The organism is Halorussus halophilus (assembly GCF_008831545.1).
Lineage (GTDB): Archaea > Halobacteriota > Halobacteria > Halobacteriales > Haladaptataceae > Halorussus > Halorussus halophilus.
In genome coordinates this window covers 1,423,655-1,447,530 of the sequence record NZ_CP044523.1, presented here as the reverse complement: position 1 = coordinate 1,447,530, position 23,876 = coordinate 1,423,655, and the positions used below count along the sequence as shown (strand labels likewise).

Annotated in this window: 18 protein-coding genes and 1 pseudogene; 13 read left to right on the top strand and 6 right to left on the bottom strand. The window is 53.0% G+C overall.

The features are described from left to right. Positions 1-35 precede the first annotated feature (35 nt). The 3 genes and pseudogenes from F7R90_RS07070 to F7R90_RS07060 form a co-directional block, all read left to right on the top strand. Positions 36-1,274 (top strand): hypothetical protein, encoded by a 1,239-nt coding sequence (locus F7R90_RS07070; RefSeq protein ID WP_158056551.1) that lies wholly within the window; start codon positions 36-38, stop codon positions 1,272-1,274. A 256-nt stretch (positions 1,275-1,530) separates the two neighbouring features. Continuing rightward, positions 1,531-4,365, top strand: coding sequence for a type IV secretory system conjugative DNA transfer family protein (locus tag F7R90_RS07065; RefSeq protein ID WP_394352018.1), 2,835 nt, complete (start codon positions 1,531-1,533; stop codon positions 4,363-4,365). Between the two features lie 346 nt (positions 4,366-4,711). After that, positions 4,712-5,842 (top strand): annotated as a pseudogene (locus F7R90_RS07060) (phage NrS-1 polymerase family protein); the annotation flags it as partial. A gap of 71 nt (positions 5,843-5,913) precedes the next feature. On the opposite strand, the gene F7R90_RS07055 reads toward F7R90_RS07060, so the two are convergent. Continuing rightward, positions 5,914-6,801, bottom strand: coding sequence for a homing endonuclease associated repeat-containing protein (locus F7R90_RS07055; protein ID WP_158056550.1), 888 nt, complete (start codon positions 6,799-6,801; stop codon positions 5,914-5,916). A gap of 312 nt (positions 6,802-7,113) precedes the next feature. On the opposite strand from F7R90_RS07055, the gene F7R90_RS07050 reads away from it, so the two are divergent. Further along, a complete protein-coding gene (locus tag F7R90_RS07050; RefSeq protein ID WP_158056549.1) occupies positions 7,114-7,503 on the top strand; it encodes a type IV pilin in 390 nt (129 codons plus the stop codon). A gap of 100 nt (positions 7,504-7,603) precedes the next feature. After that, complete coding sequence (locus F7R90_RS07045; protein ID WP_158056548.1) at positions 7,604-8,038, top strand: hypothetical protein; 435 nt, start codon at positions 7,604-7,606, stop codon at positions 8,036-8,038. 80 nt (positions 8,039-8,118) lie between these two features. On the opposite strand, the gene F7R90_RS07040 is transcribed toward F7R90_RS07045, so the two are convergent. After that, the gene (locus F7R90_RS07040; RefSeq protein ID WP_158056547.1) at positions 8,119-8,511 is read right to left on the bottom strand and encodes a hypothetical protein; all 393 of its coding nucleotides are present in this window, start codon (positions 8,509-8,511) and stop codon (positions 8,119-8,121) included. Between the two features lie 450 nt (positions 8,512-8,961). Then, entirely contained in the window at positions 8,962-9,216 is a 255-nt protein-coding gene (locus F7R90_RS07035) for a hypothetical protein (RefSeq protein ID WP_158056546.1), read from the bottom strand. 149 nt (positions 9,217-9,365) lie between these two features. Here F7R90_RS07035 and F7R90_RS07030 point away from each other — a divergent pair, with 149 nt between their 5' ends. Next, a complete protein-coding gene (locus tag F7R90_RS07030; RefSeq protein WP_158056545.1) occupies positions 9,366-10,391 on the top strand; it encodes a transcription initiation factor IIB family protein in 1,026 nt (341 codons plus the stop codon). A 502-nt stretch (positions 10,392-10,893) separates the two neighbouring features. Continuing rightward, positions 10,894-11,907, top strand: a complete 1,014-nt coding sequence (locus F7R90_RS07025; protein ID WP_158056544.1) for a tyrosine-type recombinase/integrase — start codon at positions 10,894-10,896, stop codon at positions 11,905-11,907. Between the two features lie 80 nt (positions 11,908-11,987). Here the strand turns inward: F7R90_RS07025 and F7R90_RS07020 are convergent, their stop codons facing one another. Both F7R90_RS07020 and F7R90_RS07015 read right to left on the bottom strand, forming a co-directional pair. Further along, positions 11,988-15,038, bottom strand: coding sequence for a hypothetical protein (locus F7R90_RS07020; RefSeq protein ID WP_158056543.1), 3,051 nt, complete (start codon positions 15,036-15,038; stop codon positions 11,988-11,990). A 245-nt stretch (positions 15,039-15,283) separates the two neighbouring features. Continuing rightward, positions 15,284-15,547, bottom strand: coding sequence for a hypothetical protein (locus F7R90_RS07015; RefSeq protein WP_225741284.1), 264 nt, complete (start codon positions 15,545-15,547; stop codon positions 15,284-15,286). Between the two features lie 819 nt (positions 15,548-16,366). On the opposite strand from F7R90_RS07015, the gene F7R90_RS07010 reads away from it, so the two are divergent. The 4 genes from F7R90_RS07010 to F7R90_RS06995 all read left to right on the top strand — a co-directional run bounded on the left by F7R90_RS07010 (position 16,367) and on the right by F7R90_RS06995 (position 19,275). Next, the gene (locus F7R90_RS07010; RefSeq protein ID WP_158056542.1) at positions 16,367-17,224 is read left to right on the top strand and encodes a hypothetical protein; all 858 of its coding nucleotides are present in this window, start codon (positions 16,367-16,369) and stop codon (positions 17,222-17,224) included. 76 nt (positions 17,225-17,300) lie between these two features. After that, entirely contained in the window at positions 17,301-17,744 is a 444-nt protein-coding gene (locus F7R90_RS07005; RefSeq protein WP_158056541.1) for a DUF6978 family protein, read from the top strand. Then, positions 17,731-18,486: a DUF1828 domain-containing protein gene (locus tag F7R90_RS07000; RefSeq protein ID WP_158056540.1), complete on the top strand. Its 756-nt coding sequence runs from the start codon at positions 17,731-17,733 to the stop codon at positions 18,484-18,486. Before F7R90_RS07005 ends, F7R90_RS07000 begins: the two co-directional genes overlap by 14 nt. A gap of 54 nt (positions 18,487-18,540) precedes the next feature. Then, positions 18,541-19,275, top strand: a complete 735-nt coding sequence (locus F7R90_RS06995; RefSeq protein ID WP_158056539.1) for a hypothetical protein — start codon at positions 18,541-18,543, stop codon at positions 19,273-19,275. A gap of 377 nt (positions 19,276-19,652) precedes the next feature. On the opposite strand, the gene F7R90_RS06990 is transcribed toward F7R90_RS06995, so the two are convergent. Then, positions 19,653-20,348, bottom strand: coding sequence for a hypothetical protein (locus F7R90_RS06990; RefSeq protein WP_158056538.1), 696 nt, complete (start codon positions 20,346-20,348; stop codon positions 19,653-19,655). 502 nt (positions 20,349-20,850) lie between these two features. Between F7R90_RS06990 and F7R90_RS06985 the strand changes: the two genes are divergently transcribed. Both F7R90_RS06985 and F7R90_RS06980 read left to right on the top strand, forming a co-directional pair. Continuing rightward, complete coding sequence (locus F7R90_RS06985) at positions 20,851-22,098, top strand: AAA family ATPase (protein WP_158056537.1); 1,248 nt, start codon at positions 20,851-20,853, stop codon at positions 22,096-22,098. Continuing rightward, complete coding sequence (locus F7R90_RS06980) at positions 22,095-23,870, top strand: McrC family protein (protein WP_158056536.1); 1,776 nt, start codon at positions 22,095-22,097, stop codon at positions 23,868-23,870. The genes F7R90_RS06985 and F7R90_RS06980 overlap by 4 nt, the downstream gene beginning before the upstream one ends. Positions 23,871-23,876: the final 6 nt, after the last annotated feature.

Below are 23,876 nucleotides of genomic sequence, written 5' to 3'. Positions count from 1 at the left end.
CACACCGACCAACCACACGACTCCACCCCAACATCATGGGATTCACCACCTCAACGACTACGACCTCACCACACAGCATCGAACTAACATCCGAGCTAGTCGCCCAGACACGTGAAGCCGCAGCCGACGAGCCACTCATACAGGTTCGCCCATTCCTCGATACGGACGGCATTCAAGCTGGTCCTCGCTTTCTCCGTGGACTCCACACCACGCCCGCCCGGACATTCCGTCGTCGTGGCGCGCCCGTGTACGCCGCCGAAATCTGGTTCGAAGATGGGCAACTCCAATTCTACCTTCGCGCACCAGACCAGCAGGACGCAATCGCGCTCGTTAACGCCCACTATCCGAACAGCGAGACGCAAACAGTCGATGACAGCGGGTTTCCGGATATCATCCCCGGCCAGCACGTTGCCGGCGGTCACCTCCAGCTCAAGCAGGACACCGCATTTCCGATAAAACACCTCGACTCACGGCCCCCACTTGACGACGACCCGTATCGGACGCTCCTGTCACGCCTCGTCGGCGCTGATGAGGAAACGACCATCCTCCAAATCGTGTTCATGCCCGTCACCCAGACATGGACTCGACGCGGACTCCTCGGACGATCCGGACACGGCGACGTCACCCGTCTCGCCCACTCGCGCCGCCAAGGAACCGTCGAGGGGTATCTTGACCCGCAAGTCGTGCAGTCGAAACGCGACACACAGGCTGCCGACGATATCGCCGCCCAACTGGGCCACCCAGCGTTCGCCACTACCATCCGCGTTCTCTCGATTGCTCCTGATGGACCAACGGCAGCACACCGACTGCAGCGCATTACCGACGCCGTCCGTGTCTTCGACCACGACCATACGAGCCAAGGCTTCGAACCAAGATACGCGAGTTCGTCTCACCTTCCCGCTGTTCTTGAGGCCGCAGGAATGCGAACGCTCACGCCCAGAAGCTGGCTCAAACGCACGCTCTGGGGGCGAGCAAACGTCCTGACGGTGAACGAACTCGCCGGACTCGTCCACTTCCCGAACGAGGATATCGAGAACTCTGATATCGACTGGTCGCGACTGGCCGCTGGCGTCGGCGTCCCTGCCGACAGCCAGTCGTACTCTGTATCATCGTTTCAGGCTGACCGTAGCCATTTCAGCAAAAACGCCCAAACTAGCCGCACCAACCACGACAGACTGTCAACTGACGTTCGAGCGACTGACGGCTCAAGACCGAGTCGTGATAGCGAGAATCGACAGGACAGAACCGGACTCGGAGGGAAAGACGGTGCTTGATCGATTCTTCGGACAAGATGATGCCGACTCCGATCCGTCGTCTCAATCTGACCCGGCTACACCACCGGGAGAGACAACAGCCCGTACTGAGACCAATGACGAGGAGGCGTCTGTTCCCGAATCAGACGCCGTACCCTGCTCGCGGCTTGACGAGACGTACGACATCACCGCTCTCGACACCGTCGCAGTCGGTGGCAAAGCCATCAAAACTGAAACAGCGAATGAAGGCACCGTGGCAGGAGAATACGTCCGCGAGATGTTCGAGTCTGGGGTCGACAATCCGGGTGGCCCGCTCTGGGTTGGCTACGACCAGAACGCTCGTCGCGGGTTCCGCGAAGCACCACTTCGGTTCGACTCCCTGTTCCGGCATAACTGGATTACGGGCGTGACGGGCTACGGCAAAACCACGGAGCTACTGAACATGATGGTGCAGTGGGCGTACGCCGGGTATGGCTTCGTCTACATCGACCCGAAAGCCCGTGACTCCCGTGAACTCTTGCGGAAACTCCCCGCCCACCGCCTTGACGACGTGGTCTGGATCGAACCCGGTGCGGCCGACCACGGCAAGACGATTGGGCTGAACTTCCTCAAACTCCCCGACTGTGCCACCACAACTGAGCGAGAGAACGAGATCGAGAACCGCATCGAGAACCTGAAAGCAATCCTCGACACGGACGAGTACTGGGGCGTGAACATGGAGTCGATCACCGAGTCGATGGGCCGGGCGATGCTGCAGTCCGAGAAGCCGTTCTCGGTGATCGATATGTACTTCACGCTGCTGAACGCCAAGCGTCGCGAGGAATTCGCCCGTGACGTAGAAGACCCCTATGTGCGGGAGTTCTGTCTCGAAATCGCCCGCATGGACGACGAGACGGTACGGCCACTCCTGAAACGAATCAAGTCGTGGGTCGAGAACGCAGTCATCCGACGCATCATCGCCCACCGCGAGAGCACCATCGACTTCCGGGATATCATCGAGAACGACCGGATCGTCATCGTGTCCACGCCCGTGGAAAACACGGACATCAAGACGATGGTCGCGCTCGGCGTGATGCGGAACCTCTGGAGCGCCATCCAGCAGCGGTCCTACGAACAGGACACCAAGCCGGACCCGTACTTCGTATTGTGTGACGAGTTCGACGACATCGCAAGCGACAACCTCAGCATCAAATCAATGCTCGCCCGCGCCCGATCGATGCGGCTCTCGGTGACGCTTGCGTCCCAGTTTCCCTCGCAATTCGACGAGGAGACACGCAAGGCAATGCTGAACAACTGCGACAACCTCCTCGCGTTCTCGGTGAACGACGTGGACGACGCCCATCTCCTAATGAAGCGATTCCGTGGGTATACGGCCGATGACCTCATCTCGACCGACCAGTATCAAGCGTGGACGAAACTCCCACTCGATGGAGGTCAGTACTCCGAGCCAGTCCGCATCCAGTCGTTCCCACCATACCCACCGCTCCGATCAGCTAACGCTGTCGAGGGCGTCATCGAAGAGAGTCTCCACCGGTATGGAGCCGACCGACTCACCGACGGTGAAATCCTCCAGAACCTCCTGTACAGCGATTCAAACGACGCGGCGAACCCGGAGAAGTTGCTGGCCGAGACGATGGCGGAAGCGATTCGTGCCGTCCAACTCCGAGAGGGTGTGCGCGAGACCAATGGCTGGGTGGACGCCCCCACGGTTGACGAGGAACTATTGGTTCGCCTCGACCAGACCGACCACGACCACCTCGACATCGAAACTGACCCGCTGGAGTTCCCCGATGTACGCGACACATCACGGCTCATTGAGGTCGATATCGACCTTCAGAACGACGCCGTCGTAACGCGACTTTCCGAGGACGGCGAAGACATCGTCCAACCCGATACAGGCGACGTGCGGTCGGCCGGAGGCTCAGAACACGATGCACTCCTGAGTGACACCGAACGAGTACTCACTGAGCAAGGATTTAGCGTTCAAATCGTTGAGCAGGACGGAAGCACGCAACCCGACGCCACCGCTACGCATCCCGAGTACGATACTGCGTTCACTATCGAAGCTGAGTCAACGACGCCAGAGCGTCCGGCGAAAGTCCTCCGAAATCTCGCCCGCGCCCACGAGGACGGCAGGATTCCCATCTTCGTCGTTCGCCCCGGCGAGACGACGACAGAGTGGGCTGACCGAATCGAGAATATGTGTTCGCCACCGTGGCGAGAACTCGCCGATGGAACCGAGCAGTTCTACAACTGCGACGAGGTCGTGACCTTCAGCGGTGGCGCGACGACTCGCGGCGGCGTGACAGCCATTCGACCACGAACTGCTGACTCGAACCGGACAGTCTGGACCCGCGACGAGGATGAGCGAGTCCTCTCGGACGGTAAGACGGAGTTCGCCCGCATCCCCGACCACGAGAGTCTGTCGAAGGACCGCGTTCCAGCCTATTACAGCCATGACCGTGAAACCGGCCAGTACACGGTGCATGAACCAGGGGAGACCACAGTCTACGACTCGAAAGACGACTTCGAAGCAGCGTGGGTTCCAGTCAAACGACCGTTCGTCCCCGACGTTGAACTTCCGGACCCACCACTCTCGCGCGACCAGTACCTTATCCTGATTCTCCCCAGCGACGACGCTCCACTCCTCTTTCAGCACGGACTCACCTACCCGCTCGCTACATGCGTTCAGGACGGCACTCTCTGGCCGACTACGGGTGACTCGACTGACGAACCCCGCCGGGAGAATGAGTCATGGGGTATCGAGTCTGACGCTGGAGTAGAGGATATCCCGGCATCTGCCGAGGCGGACGCCTTGTTGGAGGGTGATGTGACTGCTAACGGTATCGAGGCGTTCGCTGCGATGTACATCACGCAGACCGAGGACACCCGCGTCCCGAAGGACGAAGTGTACCGAGCGTACACGAAGTGGGCGGACCAACAGGGTATCGATGGAACGACCAAAAGCTGGTTCACCCGGAAATTAGGGGACGTAATCGAGTTCGATACCAAACGGCGCAGAGTGGACGGCACTCGTGTCCAATTCTACACCGATCTCGCCCTCACGGAAACAGGATACGAACTTCTCGACCAAGGAGGCGAACCAGAATGATGCAGAGTTTGAGAGATAGCGACGCCTCCCACGAGTTCCGTCGACCTGTTCCCGATATACGCCCAGTCTCAGGGGTTCTCCGCCCACTACCTCGGTCGTACTCTGGCCGTCCACAGAGCCTGGTCATACAGCGCAACTGTCGGTCGGCCGTGTCCACTGAAAATCGCATGACGGGTGTGCTGTCCATGCAGAATCGCCCGCAGAAACCAACTAGTATAGATAGGGGAGCATCCGCAGTGGGATGGGGTGGACGGGGGTTGGGTCGATGGCTTGGTTCTCGAGGAGTGAGGCAGGTCTGTGTTCCTGGTGTTGTGGGTCGGGGGTTCGAGTGGTGGAGGTGTCTGTGATGGGGTCGATACTAGAGGGTGAACGAGATGTGGTTCCGAGTTGTCTTCGGGATTGTGAGCAGTGGGTGTGTTGGCGTTCCGAGCAGCGTAATGGGAAGGCAACGAAGATTCCAGTGACACCAGGAAGCGGTGAGTTTGCGTCGTCGACGGACCGGGAGACATGGACTACGTTCGAGGCCGCGCTCGACTATGCTGAAACCGGGGGTGCGGATGGTGTGGGCTTCGTGTTCACCGAAGACGATCCCTTCGTGGGGGTTGACCTAGATGACTTCCGGAACCCGGAAACGGGTGATGTCGATGGTGTGGCGGCGGATATCATCGAGCGATTGGACTCCTACACGGAGGTGTCGCCGTCCGGGACTGGGTTCCATGTACTCGTTGAGGGGGAGCTGCCAGACGGTGGGAATCGTCGCGGGAGTGTTGAGTTGTACGAGCACGCTCGGTTCTTCACGGTGACGGGTGACCATGTCGCGGGGACACCGACGCGTGTTGCCCGGCGGCAGGACGCGCTCGCGGCGATCCATCGTGAGTACGTTCAGGACACCGTTGGTGCGAATCCGTCTACGTCCGGGGAGCGTGGCGGTCCGAGCGAGCAGTCTGGGAGTGGTGGTCCATCCAAGGGCGGTAGTGACGTAGGCCTCGACGACGAGGAGCTAGTAGCGAAGGCTCGAGAGGCGTCGAATGGGGAGAAGTTCGAGCGTCTCTACCTTGGAAACACGGTGGGGTATGAGAGTCAGTCGGAGGCCGACATGGCGTTGTGTTGTCTGCTGGCGTTCTGGACGGGTGGCGATCAGACGCAGATTGATCGGTTGTTCCGCCAATCAGGACTACTTCGTGGGAAGTGGGATGAGGTCCACTACGCCGATGGGTCTACGTACGGCGAGAAGACCGTCGAACGAGCAGTACGTCGGACCTCAGAGTTCTATGACCCCGACGTAAGGGAGAATGTCCTGGCGGAGTCCACGAGGAAAGACGTGTCGGCTGCTGACTCCGAGGGCGAAGATGCTGGACGTAGTCGTGCGTATCTGTCCGAGAAGAATCGGTTGTTGACCGACCGTGTTGAAGAACTGGAGACGCTGCTTGAGTGGAAGAACGACCGCATCGACGATCTCGAAACCGAACTCGAACAGCAGGAAGCCAATCTCAAGGAGTGTGATCGACCGGGGCGTCTTTAGACACGCTCTCGCGTGAAAAGAAGAGGTTAGTCGAGCGCGCGGCGTCGGGCTTCATCGAGCGAATTGAAGTGACGATGATACGTCGCAATCCCGAATTGGCTATGCTCATCTATCTCGGCTTGTACAGGTTCGTGCCCGAGACTCTCGGCAATTCGAACGAGGTCGGCCAGTAGTTCCTGTTCGGAGATTTTCTGTGTTGGGACCGCCACACCGGCCAGTTCTCGCGCTTGATTCCACGACCCAAATCGTTTGGTGTACGTTTGTGGATGGAAGCGGCCATGTTCTTCAAAGTCGGTTTCAGATGGCGATTTCTCAAGTTCTGTCGCTACGCGTTCAATCTCCGTGAGTAGCTCTGTGTCTGTAATCTGGGTCTGGGTTGTGTCGAAGTCACATTCGTTGAGTGCGTCGAGCCACGACCCGAATCGGCGGTGGTAGGTGACGGCCGCGTACTCGCCGTGCTGGTTCATTTCCTCGGCGGTCGGTGGGTGGCCGAGGTCGTCGGCGACCCGTTCGAGTTCCTGTCGCAGATCCTTCTCGGAAATATCGTTCGTTGGAAGCATCGCTTGCTCTATCGCGTTGTTCCAGCTTCCGAATCGGTTTTTGTACGTCTGATGGGAGTGGTCGCTCTGTTCGGCCACGTCCTCTTGTGTCGGCGTGTGTCCAAGTTGTTGTTCGAGGCGTTGGAGTTCGACGAGGAGTTCGCGGTCGGTGATTTTGACTTTCGCTTCGTCTGGGTCGAGACCTGCTTCTTGGAGCGCGTGGTCCCAGCCGCCGAACACGTCGAGGTAGTCGTGTGGGTCGTGGTCGCCCTGTTCGTGCATTTCCACGACGGTTGGTGTTTTGCCGAGTTGCGCGGCGAGCGACTGAAGGCTTGTTCGGAGTGTCGCTTCGTCTGCGCTCGTCGGGTGGCTCATCTTGTCGTTTGCTACTAAGCCAGTGTTCTTAAAGGATGGTCTTTCTCGGTGTGGCGGTGGGTGTGTTATCAGTTACCAATCGTTTCAGGCGGATGGAATACTCAGTTTCAGTAATTACGCTTTCACATAAGCCAGTATTTATATAGTATGCCTTTGTACGGCTGGATAAGCACGTGAATCATCCGAGAAAACGGCGGTTGGGGCGGCTTGACAGGCACGCACCTACACTCATGCAGTCGAGTGTTTTCAATATAAACCCAACGGCCAATTCTCTCCTATGAGAACGTGCGTGAAAACGGAGAAATCAAACACATGAACCTCAAAAACATCAAACAGAAGCTGACAGAAGACCGTGGTGTGTCCCCCGTCATCGGGGTCATCCTCATGGTTGCTATCACTGTAATTCTGGCCGCAATTATTGGGACGTTCGTCCTCGGACTCGGCAAGAACGTCCAGACGAACGCTAGCGCAGGCGTCACGGAAGCCGGAAATAGTGATACAGTAACGTTGAACTCGCTCGGACCCAGTACTGACGGTATCAAGTGTTCTGGAGTTTCCAACTTGTTCGATGGAACAAACACCGACAAGTACACTGAACAGGTAGGGACAGAACTAACTTGTCCGTCTGGTACTGATTCAGTTGTTGCCTACAGCAAAGACGGAGATGCCTCGAACGCTTCCGTTCACAGCTTCGACAACTAACTGACTTTGCGGTTTTTCGTTTTTGCTCACTCTGAGGAGAGCTATCTACGCCGTTCCCAACGGCACTACACTTTTACTGATTGACTTATTCTCTCAAAGTATGCGGTCCCTGAAAGATAGTCTCTCTATGGACGCTCTGTTCCTCGAACAGTCTGAAGACCCGCTGTACAGATACACAGCTACCCACTCGAAGACGTTCCGAACCCTCGAATACGGTCTCTGGACGCTCGCTATCCTCTTCGGACTCGGCGATGTACTGACGACGCTCGTCGGCGTGACGCCTGTCTTCGGTGGCCCGTACGAAGGCTTGTACGAGTCAGTCGCGCTCTCGCGGTGGGTAATCGAAACAGTCGGGCCGTGGGGCCTCCTCCCGAAGAAACTCGTTATGCTCGGCCTCGTCGCGGCCGTCTGGCGAGCGTTCCCGAAACCCTACCGCCTACTGTTCGTCGTCGCGGCGGTCGTCGCAAACTGGCTGCTCTTCTGGGGGAACGTCCAATTACTCGTAGACGTTGGCGCGGTCGCGGTGCCGTGGTAAGGGTTGCTCGGTACTATGCGAACTTATCGCGTGTTTTACCGGTCAATAGTGGAGTTCTTGATGACAATTCCGATACCGTTCTACGTTGAAGGGGCGGTATCTTTTGAAGAATACCATCGGACGAATGCGATGAGGTATACCAGTCCGACGACCAGAACCAAGATGAACATATTCAGGTCGTCTATCCCTGTTGAGAGTAAATAGAGCGTCCACGAAAGGAAGAACACGGCGAAGCCCACTGCGAAATACGGATGATATCTCTCCCAAATTCGAGTGAGAGACGTATATCCGGGCGGCCAAAGCGAGAACAGGATAAGCACAAGGCCGATGATTGCTCCAACATCGACCACAAGCTCCCAAATGTTCGCGGGGCCGTGACGAAGGTCAGGAAGTGCAGACCCGACGACTGCAATAAGTAGCCCGATGGCTATGAGTATCCGAAAGGTGACGCCCTCCGAGAGTTCCCTCAACATCTGTTCTGTCTCGATGTTCTTACACGACCGTCCTACTTAACAGTATACCGCCGATTCATCCTGTTCAGTAGACGCTCTGAATTGAGCGATAGTTGCACGTCCTACCATACGTGTCAGCCCCGAGCTATCAACCCTGTTAGAGTAGTACCATCGACCTTCACCCTCGAATTTCGCGGGCCTGAGTACTCGATAGGTGCGCCTGAAGAAACCACAAGCACCGAGCTGTTAACCAACAACTGCAGGCTAACGGTCGCACTTGTTGGTTAAACTCGTACTCACTAAGTCGACAGCCATTCTCGACTCATCGAACAGAAGTTGATCGGCGATGAAAGCCCTCGGTCGCTCAGCATCCCACGACCCACGTTGCGCTCCTCGTCCTTACGGTGCTTACGGGTCGGGGGCGACTGAGGCGGCCTCGCTCTTTCTCAGTCCACCAGGACGGCGGCTGGGTCAGCGAGCATCACGCCCCTCTAAATCAATTACTCGCTCCGGCACGCCCGCTCGCCGCTTCCGACTGCCGCGTCGCTCGCGACCGACCAGTCCGGGCATGCGGCCCACGGGGCCGGTCCGGGCGTGTGGTTTCGACGCCAGCACCAAGCGCAGTTTCGGTTGCGTCTTCCGGTGGTCGACGGACGCGAAACCGGCTTGCGTGCTGGTCGCTCGCGGCGGGCGGGTCGGCGCGCGTGCTTGTTTGTGTACTCTCACCTGGCGTTCTCGCTCGCGCCCAGACCGCACTGAAGGCGCGAGCGAGAACGTAGCAGACGAGGGGTTGGCCGATGTAGAGATGTGACTCACGTGGAGGTGAGTCTCGGAGAAGACGCGGTGGAGCGCGCCTTTAGGAGCTTAGCACTCCAATGAGTACTAGCAACAGCTTCGGTAAAGAAGGTTCGTACAGCCAGCAGAGTAAGACGAGTGAATGCCCGGAGTGCGATGGGCGACTCATCGCGAGAGGCATCGAGACGGTGTGTGGAGACTGTGGACTAGTGGTTCGGACGGACAACATCGACCAGGGCGTGTCGCCGAGCGCGCACGGGCCACGGCGGCGTGGCGGTCCCGTGGAATGGGCGGTTGAGCCGACGACAGTGTTTCGAGTGAATCACGGACTTGGATCACGATTCAACCTCGGAAAAGATGGCCGTGGTCGGCCACTCTCGGCGGAGAAGAAACGACGACTCGGGCGGATGCGACGACTGGACAAGCGCATGGAGGCGCGAGACAGGCGACTGAACGAGGCACTTCGGGATGTGCAAAGCATCGGTGAGAACGTGGGCCTCCCAACGTACGTGTCGGCGGATGCGGGCCTACTGGTCAAGCAAGCGGCTGAGAACAGGCTGCCGGGTGGACGGATGGCCTGGGAGTCACTCGCGGCAGGCGCAGTCTTGTTGGCGGCCCAACGGCGGGGATTCCCTCGGGAGACAGAGGTCGTGGCGAAGTACGCGAAATCGACGCACGAGCGAGCGTGCGCCGCAGCCCGGAAGATCCGGATCGAATGTGAACTCGTGGAGGCGTACCCGCCAGTGCAGGGCGAGGCCCTGGACGCGGTACTGGCTGAGTTCGACGGACTGGACGTGCAGACGGTGTTGGAGTTCGCACGGGTTGGGCGGTATCTCCTCGGTGTGGCGGACGTCGAGCCAGTCGGGCCGGGGACGTCACGAGTAGCCATGGCCGGGGCGACTTTGTACGCGGCGGATAAGCTAACCGACGAAAAGACCGTGACCCAAGCAGAGGTGGCAGAGGCGGCAAGTCGAGTGTGCCCAACCTCGAAAAGCGTGATTTCACGGTACTCCCAGGAGTTGCACGACGCCTACAAAGCGAGGCATGGACGAGCAACTCCAAAAGATGTGATCGCGCGCAAGCGCGACGCGGAGAGATTCAGATAGCGAGACAACCGGAATCTCTTCTTTTTGTTCCCGTCCACCCGACGCCCGCCTCCCCACCCACCGCTCCGTGCTCCCTTCGCTGCGCGCGCAGCCACAACCTCTCCGACCGATCTGTTCTTGCTAATCGTCATGTTGAATGAGGTCAATGCCACCAATGAGATGGTCCTAGAAGCGTGCCACCTTTCTGGAGCGGTCTTGGTGAAACCCTCAAGCGGTGATAGATTACAGCGACCGTGCTGAATACAGAGGATGTATTCAGCGCCATGTTGTTAACGAAGATTCACTAATGAACACCGTTACTGATTTCAATCCGCTTTAAAATTTAATTGGAGGAGCAGAAATTTCGTTGATACTCTACTAACCCGAATCGTGATCAAATCTGCAGGCCTTGGTCACGCGGCGTGACAATCCTTCCTTTTGGCGATTTCGGGCGTTGTAGCCGTTGGTTCGGGTCGGGCAGTAACCGGGACTCTGGGGTTCGCTTGACCAGAGAAGACTAACTATGAGTCTCGAACCAATCGACGCAGGAACCGCACTCGAACTGTACCTCGCAGACAAGGAGAACGAACTCTCGGATGCCTCGCTCAAGGGTCACAAGTACCGACTCGGTCACTTCGTCCGCTGGTACAACGAGGTTGAGGATATCGAGAACCTCAACACGCTCAACGGTCGCCAGCTCCATCGGTATCGGCTCTGGCGGCGGGATGACGGCAACCTCAACAAGGCCAGTGAGAAAACTCAGATGGACACGCTCCGCGTATTCATCAGGTGGCTAGAGTCCATCGACGGCGTAGAACAATATCTCAGCCAGAAGGTACTGTCTCCGTCGATCATCCCTGACGAGAACTCCCGAGACGTGATGCTGGAAAGCGACCGCGCTTCGGAAATACTCGCACACTTGGAGAAGTACGAGTACGCCAGCATTGAGCACGTCGCAATCGCACTTATGTGGCACACGATGATGCGTGTCGGCGGCGTGCATGCCCTTGACGTTGATGACTATGATCCAGACGATCAGTGCGTGAAGGTTCGTCATCGCCCAGAATCAGGGACGCCGATTAAGAATCAGGGGAAGGGCGAGCGAATGGTTGCGCTTTCAGATCAACTCTGCGACGTACTCGACGACTGGCTAGCCGAGAGACGACCATCAGTCACTGACGAGTACGGACGAGAGCCGCTACTCGCGTCGCGGGAGGGCCGTACGAGCAAGACAACGCTTCGAGAGTACGTCTATCGATGGACCCGACCCTGTACCCACAGCGCCGAGTGCCCGCACGACCGAGAAATCGGTGAGTGTTCGGCACTAGAACGCGACACTGCCTACCGCTGCCCATCAAGCGTAAGTCCACACGCAATTCGCCGCGGAAGCATCACGCACCCGCTTAACAGCGAAATGCCCGACAAGGTGGTTAGTGATCGGGCAAACGTCAGCCAACGAGTGATCGAACAGCACTACGACCGACGCACAGAACGTGAGAAGATGGAACAGCGGAGGGAATACTTAGATAACATTTAAACCTTGAGGCGCTAGCAGCGAAATAGCCCATAATTACTATTCATATGATATAATCGAATATCGGGCTTCAAGTTATATTGCTATTCTGCGTTCTCAGATGACCGGAGATGGTACAATATTCCATTTTGAGTTTCTGCTTCGACTTTGTATCTGTAATCTACTTCTAACAGAACTCTTTGCTCAGGGTTCAAACTCGCTTGATCTGCGACTGTGGCTGGATCGATCTCCTGAACGTGAATAATCGGTATTTCGCCATCGTCTTCGTATTGTTCATAGAGCGTAGGAGTTTCTGCTGATGATATGATTGCGGCATCAAATTCCTCGTATGAATCGCGATATACTGGGATGTCAAGTAGGTACCCAACTGCACCTTCCCTAGCTCCTTCAAACGTGTCTCGTTGCCAAAGTTCCCCCTCGATATCGAGATCACCGAGGACGACTGCTATAATATCATCGTTATTTCTAATTTGATACTCAATTTCTGTTAGTACTTCTTCAACACTTCCAAGGTCAACTTCATCAAACGTTGGTCGGAGAGCTGTAACCAAAGGTGTGCGAACTTTTTCGGCGAAATGTGTTCCATCTCGTGTGGCATTATCTTGCCGAATTTGGCCGAATCCATCAACGAATGGTTGTTTTGAAAGAATATTTTTCCACTGAATTATTCGTATTTGAGAATCATCTCCAATAGAATTCGCTCCCTCAATTATTCCCGCTTCGATACACGCTCTCCGAAGAGATACTCGGTTTTCAAATCCATTTCTGAATTGGGATTTATACGTATTCAGGTGTTGTTGACATAGATTCGAATCGGCGATACGTTGCCTTTCTTCATCTTCAGCCTGTTCTGCAGCTAGTTCATGAAATGCACGTGCCAGTAATATTCGCTCATTTACATTATCCATTCCCTCAAACAGCCCATCTAGGTCATATTGCTCGGGAATCTCTTCCAGCCGGTTTATAATCTCCTCCTCACGCTGGACGATAGGACCTTCTGCTGGAATTGGATTCTCAGAAGGTAAGTTCCCACTGTCCTTTACCCAGCCATCTTTGATATTTGCCAATAGGAGTAAGCAGTATCCATCTAAAATCCAGTCTCCCACTGTCATTTGAACTGCTTTCGCACCGCCAAAATCGTCGGGACCGAACATATCTCCCCACCGTTCTAATTTGAGCGGGTCATTCGGCCCAGAAAAGATTGCGCTATAACCTTCGACTACAACCTCAACTGAATCAAAATACTCCATCACGGCATTATCTCTTATATGATTGAGTGTGTCCTCTGAGAGATTGCTTTCTGTATAATAGTGGAAAAGAGCAGACGCTGCAGTAAACAGCACCCGTTGCCTATCGATAATCGCTTGTGGAAATTGTTCTTCGATAGCCTCTAGAACGTCAATTCGAACACTGTCTGATGGATCCTCCTGCTCTGAGTCTTCATTGCTCCTGATCCGGTTGATTTCATTCCTAATGGCAGACTCCCTCTCAGAAGAATAATATTCTTTAGTCAAATTCCAACAACGCTTGAATCCTAATATTGTTTCTTTTTCTAGCGAATTCTTCAGGAGCCATTCCAGTTCCTCAAGTGATCTCTGATTGTACCGATAAAGATGTTTAAACTCCGTAAGCGAATCTGCGTTAGTAACATCCGTCCCAAGTAATATTTCGCGGAAGGATAAGAGAGGGTACTCCAAGTGAGGGATTTCGCTAGGTGAGCGAACGTAACAAGAACGCAGTCGTGTTAGCGCATTACTCACAGGAGAATACAGACGAGCTTCCCTCCACCTAAAACCGGTCGCCGCGATTGTATCAATGACAACTGTTCGAAAGTCGGGTTTTTCTAATTCAATTGTTTGGTCATGGATTTCCTGTAGATCATTATAAAGAGGACCAATTGGATCTATACTTAATGACCAATTCCAGTCCCCTTCTTCACTGGCATCCTCGTAATATGTTTTCACTAATTCCTCGTATATTTCACAAACCGATTTAAATCGGGGTTCGTTCCCTTCTTGAATCGCTTCGAAAGCTAATTGTCGAAGTTGGCTGCGGGAATTGGCGAAGCTTTCGTCATCAGTCCCCCAGACTGAATTTTTTGATACCTTGAATATCTTAGAGAGTTTGACTGAGTCGATGGGCTTTCCATCGCTGTTACCAATCTGTACCAAAGTAGTATTCGGCTTGATTCTGTCTCCGATTTGGACCGAGACCTGGACATCCCCTTGTCCACCATTCTCAACCCTATCTTGAGTTGTAAGAGATTTAATATTATTGCAATTTATATCTGACAAATAACCGTCTGATTTACCACCATCCATATCTGCTCCAGTAAATCTTGTAGTGCTATCCAGAAACCGTCGTGATCCCGTAAACTGACCAACTCCAATCCCAGAGAGAGACGTAACGAGTTCATCTGCTGCAGCACGAAGTCGTTCTCTATGGATTCTTTGTCTGACCTGTAACTGCAACCTTGACGCCAATAGTTCACGAAACGGATGACCGAGCAACAACGAGATCGTCAGCCAATAGAATACTCCAATGGCCAAAATTGATGCAGCAGACAGCAAAATGACCCCCGTAGTTTCTACAGGTCGTGAAGCGTCTACGATATGGACAATCGCCGCATTCGCTCCAATAGCAGAAAGGAGAAACCCGACAAATGGAATAACCTTACTTCGCGCCAAGAACAAATTGAGGATATTCTTTCCAAGGTCACGAGACGCAATTCGTTCAATTAGAAAGACGATTACAATAGTTCCTGCACCAGTCAACCCGATTTGAAGACTCAATAACTGACTTGGAACATTCTTTCCAAGATTTTTCTCTGGCAATAACCAGACGGATATGCCAAGGATGAGGAGAGTAAAAGCAGGGCCTGTCAGAAGTCCATTTTTTCCGAATATCGAAAGATAGGCTCGGGTTCCTCTTTTCCGAAATGAAATCCATCCTGTGCTGAGTAGATTCCCGATAGTGGCCCTCGACCGGATGGAGTTCCAAGGTGGGAGGAAGAACTTGAAGTACCATAGAATAACCGTAGTCAAAAGCATGAGAAAAAGAAGCGTGCCGAACAGAGTGAAGAACTGACTGGGGTTTGGAATATCAAAAGGGCCCCAAGGTCCGAGTTGAGTCATACTAATGGCGAAATATCCCAGACCCTTAGTCATTTACCAACGACGTGAGGTCATTAGAATACTCAAATCTACCTGCGACGATCATATCCTGTAATCGAAACACTCGAAGTTGATGCTACATACGCGCCCTCCATTCAGCACGCTGTTCGTATCACTTGTGGAGTACTTTAACAGAGTCGCTGGAGCAATCATTGCTGACGAGTCATTCCGAGACGTCCAAAAGCACCTAGTGAATACCGGAGATGTTACCTGTTGCCAACGTCCCAGCTTATCTCGGCTTGAACTGGCAACTGATCCGTGTTGAGAATTTCAGCAATCTCTGGTGCCGTGACGCTTCCCTGCTTTTCTGCTCTTTCCATGAGTTCGACGAACGCGCCGGTCGGGACCGCCACATTGTTCCCGCGCATCTTGAGATAGAACTCGGCGGCCCGGTCAAGTGCCTTGCTCTTGGTGTTCTCGCCGGTCGCTTCAAGGAGGTTGTCCATCCGTCGTTCCCGTGAATCGGTCATTCGGAGTCGCATAGAATTGCACACGTCCCCCAGAATCCTAGTTTTATCGACTAACTCGAAGCGCCCCAGTATATAAACGAGCGAATTCCGGGGGGATTTGACGAATTCTGGGGGTTGGTTCGTCTTCGTCGACCGCTTGATTTGCAAACGGCCTCGGGTCGAGATGTGTGCAATTCTGGGGATTGATTTCTGTGGTTGTACGACCCCGTGCGGTCGCGTCCGAACCGAACTTGATGATACTGGAGATTTGCCGAGATTTTATCGAGGTCCTGCGTAGCTATCACTCTAAGAACCAACCAAATTGCGGCAGGAATTGAACTCTGCAAATTCTAAGATATTTGCATTTTTGAGTGATGTCAGAAAATCACTGTTTAAGGTGGCAAATTAGCAATAGCTCTACCACGCTCCCAGTAAATTTTTGCTGTGGAGACTTATTGGCTCCTGAAATAGTTTGAATCCGCCCAGAACATTGTATTTCCGCTTTAGAATCCATACAGCCGTGAGCGTTATTGTAGCTATATAATTAAACCTTCCAGTCTCTATACTGGCTTCGTACACCTCCTTTCTGAGATGTTCCGTTATGATCTCATAGTGATCGCTGTTGTTCATGAACTCCCGGAAGAGTTCTTGGTTCTGCTCCCCTCAATCGATAAACAACTTGGCGAGCATACTGTTGAACTCAAGACGAACTAATCCTCGAAATGGGCCGAAATATCACTTTTTATGGAGCATGGTGGCCGCAATATTTGAATCACAGCACGATACTCTGCTTCTTGTAATTCAAAATATTGAATAGATACTGAAATTCATTTGTTCGCAATGAGGGAATTTGGAACCACGGAGCCACCGTCATCCGAGAACTCACAAAGGGATATTGTTCTTCTCTTCATAGCTATTGTTCTCTCAGTCGTTGTGACTACCTTTACTGGCGTTTTGATTTTTGGGTTTAACCCAAATTCTACTCTTACCGCGATAAACACAATTGGGTCCTTATTCCTCTCTGCGATCTTAGCGTATCTTTATTTTCGAATGACCCGCACCCAGTCAACAAGAAATGAAATACAAAATCAACAGAAGAAGATACTAATGCAACAAAAGGAATTCCTAGAAGCTAGTTATAAGCCAAGCATTATTGTCGAAGAGTGGGATGTGAGAAAAGACGAAGTAGAGATAATTTTGTCAAATGTAGGTCAAGGTACAGCAGAAGAAGTCGGTTTAGTCGTTAATATTGAACGGACCGCGATTGATTCGTACTCCTTTGAGGAGAATAGCCCAAATTTGGAAGCAAGAAAGTCACTTGAGAAAACAAATCCCGGTAATGGAATTGACTCTAATGTATTAGAAGAAGACGAGCGATCTGTTAAATTCGTTCAAAATGCATACGCTGAAGAAACTCGAGGCAAGCCACAGGAAAGAATCGTTGTTCCCTTCAATTCCGTCTGCAAATACCTACAACTAAACCAACCCGAGGCAGTCACTCTTGATGTTTGGCTTGTTTTTGAGGATCTCATAGGGAAGCAAGAAGAGGAACATTTGTGGTCTGCAGCGCTGCGATATGAACAAGAAAACTGCTTAGGGGAGTTACTTAGCAAAGGTGTAATCGAGCTGAACCGTACAAAAAATACCATCGCACCCAGTAGTGCTCCTGATGATCTTCATACCCCCGGCCCGTACTAGCCCCGATTAGCAATCGTCATAGATGGTTTTATATAATTCTGGAATACATTTGTGACCAACATATAGTATAGATACAATGTCATCACGCGCATTAATAGATCATATATACGACATAGATAAGATTATCCAAGAGGACTGGGAATGGGAAGAGCGTCCTGAATGCCTCGTTGGTAGTGCTGAGGTCTTGTGTATTGGTGAGGACTATGATCTCACACTCAATGGGTGGTGCAATCCTCAACGACCGGATTTATACGAATTCAGCTTGATGTTTGAGAGGTCCACAGTTGTACGACGGTGGGATAATAATTCCAGGCATACTTTACCTGATGGCGAACGGTGTGATGGTCCGCATAAACACCGTTGGACAGAGGATCATGAGGACAAACTTGTATACGAAGTCGATGACGTTGCAACTGATGACGTCGACCAAGCATTTGAAGACTTCTTAGACGAATGTAACATAGAAAGAGATGGCGGTTACCACAGACCACAGGTGTTAAATAGCAATGAATGGATGTGACGAGGCCATAAGACCGGCTCTGCAGGAAGCCTTTGCCACAGAGGCGAAAATAGAATCAGCTGACGAAAATGGATGCCTCGTTACGCTCCCATTCCAACGTCCAGATCTAGATTCTATTACGTTACTGATTACGCAAAGCGAGAATGGATATATTATCTCCGACGAAGGTAGGACCTTTGGTATGCTCTATGTCCTCAATGTAGATATTAGCGCAGAGACCCGCAAGAGCAGAATGAAAAGCATCAAAGAGCTCTATGACCTGGATAGGGCAAAGTACGAAATTCGACTTCGTGCCAATGAAAAGGAGTTAGGTACTCGTATCAGAGATGCTATTCAAGCTGTCCAAGCAATCTCCTATCTTACCTACACTCGAAAGAGTTATAGCAAAAATGAGTTCTCGGATATTGTTAGTGCATTTCTTGATAAAAGGGGGGTTGACCACGAAAGGAATGATGAGGTGATGGGCGATGTTGGAAAGCACATTATCGACATCCGCATTCGTGGTGACGATCCAATATACATCCAAACCGTCTCTGCAGACAGTATGTCTCAAGCGAGAACGAAGGCGCGGAGAACAGCACTAGCTTGGGACGACATCTTCGATAAAGATCCGAGCATTAAGCGAATTTCCGTCCTCGATGACGAAAGAGTGGCAGATGAGGAAGTCGATCGACTTCTTTTTAAGTATTCTGACAATTATATCCCATGGTCTGATAAAGAGGAACTTATCGGAGTGGTTTAAACAGCACTGGCCTGATGGAGAAAGGATATACCTGAGGAAACTGGTGCTTTTGATATGCCTGAAGGTGAACTTCAAGAAAACGAGTCTCTATTAGCGCTTTTTGATAATTTAGATCTTGAAGATAGTGCCGAACGAAGAGTTGGAGTATACGTTCTCGAAGAGTACTATGGGAAGACCATGGCAGATGTTGGGCGAAAGTATCTGGGATTAGGTGAAGAGATTCGGGATATGAATCTCAAAACCCAATGGGGGAAACTACGGGTACGAATTGAATCACTAGATCAATATTCACTTCCAGAAGGTTATAGTTCACTAATCCCTCAACTGAAGGCATTTCGAGACAACGTCGCACACGATTATGACGAAATCCCACCTGAGTCTAACCTAAAGAATCTTCGTACAAGAGCCCCAGAGTGGAAAGGATGGCTCATTGAACAAACTCAAGAGTATCATGAAGTGGAACGAGAACTTGATGCCAGACAGACGATGGTCCAAATCACGAAAAATACCCTCGAAGGGGTTTTAGAACAAACAGAGTGGCTTTCTGGGCCATTCGAATCCCATCGCGAAAAGACTGAAAATCGAGCTCAAACATTGTTGGATGAGTTGGAGGAAATCGAGGAAGAGAGCAATGAGATAACGGTCAATCTTGTTCATCTGTTTGCGGATGCTCAGGAACTTGACCAGGAGTTCGATGCTGAAGAAATCGAAGAAGCACTAATCGAATGGAATCAACAACTCCGAGTCGACCAGCATCTTGAAGATCAGCGAATGCAAGAGCGTGAGTGAAATCAGTTCCCCTGCCGAAAGGAAAGAATTTCCACCCTATCCTGACTCTTAGATGGCTAGCTGTCGAGCAAAGGAACGCTTGTTTGGTGGCTCAACTGTCGTGATGTCCAGATGACTACGGATAGCCGACTCACCCCGCGGCCTGGGTCGGATTGGAGTTAAAGGCGGTTACATCTGGTAGGTCGTACTGGGCGGTTGAGCCAACCTGTGGCGATTGCTCAATGACGCCTCAAGATATAAAACTCAAAATTTCAGCCTTGCCCGGAACTATCCATCTAAGGTTTGTATTACTTAGTTATCACTTCACGAGATGACAGAACAGACTCGTCTGCACCGTTTGATCCGTTCTGGTCCAACTGTCCATGATGTAGGTTCTCTCAGGAATGTAAGCCCTCAATAGCGGCTTCAGCAATGTTCTCTTGGGAGAAAGCGGCGATCAACGTGTCGGCAACCCGATGCCGAGCGTTGGGCGTCCAGTTCTCCTCCGGATCCACTTGGGAATGGGCTTTCTCTAAGACCAGCTCCACGGGGCCAGCAATGGAACACGCTTCAACTTCGGTCTGTACTTCTTGTTTAATGTCGCGAGCAATCAGCCGCCACTCCAGTCCGTCTGTTGCGATGCCAACTGAGTAGCGCACCTCTTCTCGCCGCAGTGTCTTCAGAAACGTCTCATCTTGGAGGTACTTGTGGACATCCTCAGTCGCATCGCCGTGCTTGCGTTCGCGATTCAGAGCTTTGCTCTCGGCGATTGCAAGGCAGTTTGGTGGGACCTGTCGAAGACTGTAGTCGGGTCGATTTCGCTCGTCTTTCACGAGATCGACTGGCCGCGGCCACGGTTCCAGCGCCAACTGTGCGAGAATCGGCTCAATTAAATACTGTTCGGTGAAGTATTCTGGTGCCTGATCGACATAACCTCCCTTGAACTGTCGGTTCGAATTGTTTACCACCTGCTTGAGAGCATTAACCGCTTTACGCCGCTTAGCTTCAGCGGCGAACTCCTGCAGAGCGCGGAGAACATTATGGGCGCGAATGTTATCAATATCGAACTCAGCCTGCTCAAGCCCGTCAGTCATCTGGTTACTGTGTCGATTTAGTTGCGACTGTGTTAAAACACCGATAACAATCGGAAGTCAGGGATCAATTGCCATCCGCGAGATTCTCGATAGGAGGTGTTTTGTTCAGAGCTGTATCAATCTTCTGAAGAAGCGGATGCGGCCGTTTTGTCCGTCATTATGGGGAGTCGGTGGGAAAAGACGCTCCCTCTCCAAGGTTCGACCGTTTACGACACTTTGAAGGACGTGATATTAGATGTCGTCTCTGCTCGTGAAAACACCGTGAATATTTAACCGAAGGACGGCGATGGTACGGATACCAGAAAGAGGCTTCCACTGCGTGGAAACGATAGCCTACATAGTGATCAGTATTTGACCGTTGATTCTACGGGAAGTGGGTAGCGGACACTCTTGGAGGATCGATTTTCACATGTTCCGCATAACCTCTGTCTGCTATTCCTCCTAAGTCGGTGTCTGTCAAGACCATATTTTTAATCCCTCGGCAGAAACAGTCATTCAACAAATGAGTAGTTCCTCGGACGAGACCTTTTCACTTGAGGACGTGCAGGCTGATCTCGATGTACTTCGGGCCGTCAACGAGAAGGTCGTTGAAGCCATTGAGGGTGCGGAGAACACTGATGTACTTGAGTACCTCATCCGCGAGCAACAACTTGATCTGCATCACGAAGGTAATCAAGGAGTTGGCAAGATTCGTCGCGCCGTACTCGAATCTGGGAAAGCATCACAGGATTTGAAGCGAACTGTCATCACGCGTGGCGACGATACCCCGGAGACGGTACTCGTCCCGGAAAGCGTCGAGCGAAACGCGCGGACTGCCCTTCGAACTGGGAAGCCCGTCGTTCTCTATGGCCCGACCGGTACAGGGAAGACGACGTTCGCAAAGCAGCTTGCGCTTCGTCACTGCGTCGGCTACTCCCTTCACACTGCTACACCGTCGTGGACTGCCAAGGACATAATTGGGGGTATCGGCCCCAACCTCACGGGGTCCTCCGGCTATCGGTCGCTAAATTACGAGACAGAACTAGGAGCAGTCTCTGCGGGAGTCAAGAGAGCCCGTGATTTCAACATCCCCTACGCAGTTATTCTCGACGAGATTACACGTGCCGACATCTCTCAGATTTTTGGCCCGCTGTACACTGCCATCGAGAACCGTAATCAAACGCTCATCGAGACGGACGATGGAGAGACCATCGAATTGGACGAGGACGTGAGCATCATCTGTACGATGAACATGTCCGATCGGACAGTCAACGAGTTGGATAACGCCATCACACGCCGATTTGCGATGATTGAACTCGACGAGTACGAGGACGATGACCGCCGGGCACTATTCGAGGGATGGCTTGAGGACTACCTTGGAGACATTCCCCTCGTCGGAAACGACGACCTTCTCGAATTCTTTGAGGCCGACTACGACGGTATCAACCACGGAGTCGAGCAGGCATCGCGAGGCCCAATCATGCGATTCGGTCCGATGCACTACCGCGACGTGACTATCTACCTGCGTGAAGCCCTTCAAGATGAGTCCCTGTACATGGATGCCCCAGAAGAGGCGGTCGGACAGGCGTTCCGAACGTTCATCGTTCCGCGACTACTCAACTCGGCCGCCTTCCCGCAAATTGAACAAATCGAGGAACACTATCGGGCACTCAACAAGTCCTTCGAGATGTTCGATCTCGCGCCGGCGGCCGACCTCGCCAGCCGAGAACTCGAAGCAGAGCGCCGTCGGATGGGATCCTACGAGCAATGAGCGTTTCCGACCCGGATGCATCGTACACCTACCAACCCGGTACGTTCAGCGTGCCCGAGCGAGGTGAGATCCGGATTGAGGGATGTCCGCCCTCAATCGATGACCAGCTCCGTCGAGCCTCATTCGAGCAAGAGGCCGACAATGTCTTCGTAAAGACACAGGAGTCGATCGACGATAGCGACAAGGAGTATCGAGTCGTCAAGGTTCGACTCGATGGCCCGGTGATGCACGTAACCGCACGTGACAATGTGGGTATAGTTAGTCTCACGCCCAGATCAAAACTCCGCATTGAGCCGAAGATCGATTGGGACTACATCTTCGATATGCTACTGGCGGTTCACGGTCGCAAGCGGTCGGTTGAGTACCACGGAATCCCGCTCGATGAGTTCCGTACTGAGGACGTCGATCTGGAGGATGTCTTCCTGATTCTGGCGATCAACTACCTTAACGGACTCGAAGACATCCATCGCAATGGATTCATCCGGCAACTCGAGACGCGTCGTGCCGACCTCGAACAGCCACGAGGCGTTATCGACATCAAGCAGTCGTTAGTCAATCAGGCGGAGGGACGTGCCCAGCAGCACTGCCTGTTGAAGGAGGTCAACTACGACAACCCGGCCAACTCATTGCTTCACTACGCGGGGACACATTTACTGCGACTCTTTAGACAGTATGAGGACAAGTACGACCATCAGGCGTACTACCATGTCTTCTCGCAGGTGCATCAGGAGGTATGTAACCTCAAGGAACTCGACGTCACGAGTAATCGCCGACGGATTCCTGAGTATCGTCAGTTTTCGCTCCACGATCTCCCGAAACAACGCCACTACTACCGACAGGCAGTCGAGGTTTCGAAGGCGGTCGTATCCTCCTCTCTCGGAACGCCAGCGATGGAGGGTGACCGAGAACTGGTCGTGGACTACGTGTTGAATATGGAGTCGCTGTTCGAGCAGTACTCGCAGGTCGCTATCGAAGACGAACTAGATGTGATCAAGGGGTATGACCGCATCGAACAGACCGAGAACGTTTCGGCCGTTCGATCGCCGACACTCCAGCCATTCGAGAGCGAGTCACAGGTGTATCACCAACCGGATCACGCGGTTGAGGAAGGTGACGAGACGCTGGCCGTTCTCGACTCGAAGTACTACGCGGAGGGAAAAGATCCGGTAAAGAGTGGGGGCTCGCGATCGCGCCTGTTCAGCTACGCATACTTGCTCGACACATCCCGAATGGGTTTTCTGACACCGCTTGGTGAGCCGCGGACGCGGACAGTCTCACAGACGGATGCGGAGCTACAAGTCGTCCCCCCTGACAGCGATGGATTCTCGCTCGACGGCTACCACGACGGCATCCGCGACTACTTGCATGAGGCGATCGCCGAGGTTTACCCCGGCCTCGATGTCTTCCGAGCAGTAGAGGAACATGCGCTTTGTCTCGACCAGCATGACGCGTCCGCGCTGGAACGCCTGACCGATCCTGATGGGCCGTTCGACTTCAGTAATGTCCACGAATTCTCGCTTCGAGTGGTCAACGCGGCCGCTGACACTCTGTCGACGCAGTATCGGTCACGCTCCGACCTCGAGCAAGGTGGGAAATGGACGCGACGACAGATTGAGACGCACTGCCGAGATTATTCGGTGGGGTCGACGACATGTGTCCCGGTTTTCCGGAAAGAGGGACGCGACGAACGAATCGACTTATACTTCGTGACGCGTGGGGAGGACGGAACGCCCACGACCGTTTCAGTAGTCGGCGACTTCCGACTTCTCTGAATCCTC

Excerpts from the sequence above, each read along its gene's own strand:
- F7R90_RS07005 (WP_158056541.1), top strand. The coding sequence starts at position 17,301 with ATGTCATCACGCGCATTAATAGATCATATATACGACATAGATAAGATT.
- F7R90_RS07030 (WP_158056545.1), top strand. The coding sequence starts at position 9,366 with ATGAGTACTAGCAACAGCTTCGGTAAAGAAGGTTCGTACAGCCAGCAG.
- F7R90_RS07025 (WP_158056544.1), top strand. The coding sequence starts at position 10,894 with ATGAGTCTCGAACCAATCGACGCAGGAACCGCACTCGAACTGTACCTC.
- F7R90_RS07045 (WP_158056548.1), top strand. The coding sequence starts at position 7,604 with ATGCGGTCCCTGAAAGATAGTCTCTCTATGGACGCTCTGTTCCTCGAA.
- F7R90_RS07020 (WP_158056543.1), bottom strand. The coding sequence starts at position 15,038 with ATGACTCAACTCGGACCTTGGGGCCCTTTTGATATTCCAAACCCCAGT.
- F7R90_RS07055 (WP_158056550.1), bottom strand. The coding sequence starts at position 6,801 with ATGAGCCACCCGACGAGCGCAGACGAAGCGACACTCCGAACAAGCCTT.
- F7R90_RS07050 (WP_158056549.1), top strand. The coding sequence starts at position 7,114 with ATGAACCTCAAAAACATCAAACAGAAGCTGACAGAAGACCGTGGTGTG.
- F7R90_RS07070 (WP_158056551.1), top strand. The coding sequence starts at position 36 with ATGGGATTCACCACCTCAACGACTACGACCTCACCACACAGCATCGAA.
- F7R90_RS06985 (WP_158056537.1), top strand. The coding sequence starts at position 20,851 with ATGAGTAGTTCCTCGGACGAGACCTTTTCACTTGAGGACGTGCAGGCT.
- F7R90_RS06995 (WP_158056539.1), top strand. The coding sequence starts at position 18,541 with ATGCCTGAAGGTGAACTTCAAGAAAACGAGTCTCTATTAGCGCTTTTT.
- F7R90_RS06990 (WP_158056538.1), bottom strand. The coding sequence starts at position 20,348 with ATGACTGACGGGCTTGAGCAGGCTGAGTTCGATATTGATAACATTCGC.
- F7R90_RS06980 (WP_158056536.1), top strand. The coding sequence starts at position 22,095 with ATGAGCGTTTCCGACCCGGATGCATCGTACACCTACCAACCCGGTACG.
- F7R90_RS07040 (WP_158056547.1), bottom strand. The coding sequence starts at position 8,511 with ATGTTGAGGGAACTCTCGGAGGGCGTCACCTTTCGGATACTCATAGCC.
- F7R90_RS07065 (WP_394352018.1), top strand. The coding sequence starts at position 1,531 with ATGTTCGAGTCTGGGGTCGACAATCCGGGTGGCCCGCTCTGGGTTGGC.
- F7R90_RS07010 (WP_158056542.1), top strand. The coding sequence starts at position 16,367 with ATGAGGGAATTTGGAACCACGGAGCCACCGTCATCCGAGAACTCACAA.
- F7R90_RS07000 (WP_158056540.1), top strand. The coding sequence starts at position 17,731 with ATGAATGGATGTGACGAGGCCATAAGACCGGCTCTGCAGGAAGCCTTT.
- F7R90_RS07015 (WP_225741284.1), bottom strand. The coding sequence starts at position 15,547 with ATGACCGATTCACGGGAACGACGGATGGACAACCTCCTTGAAGCGACC.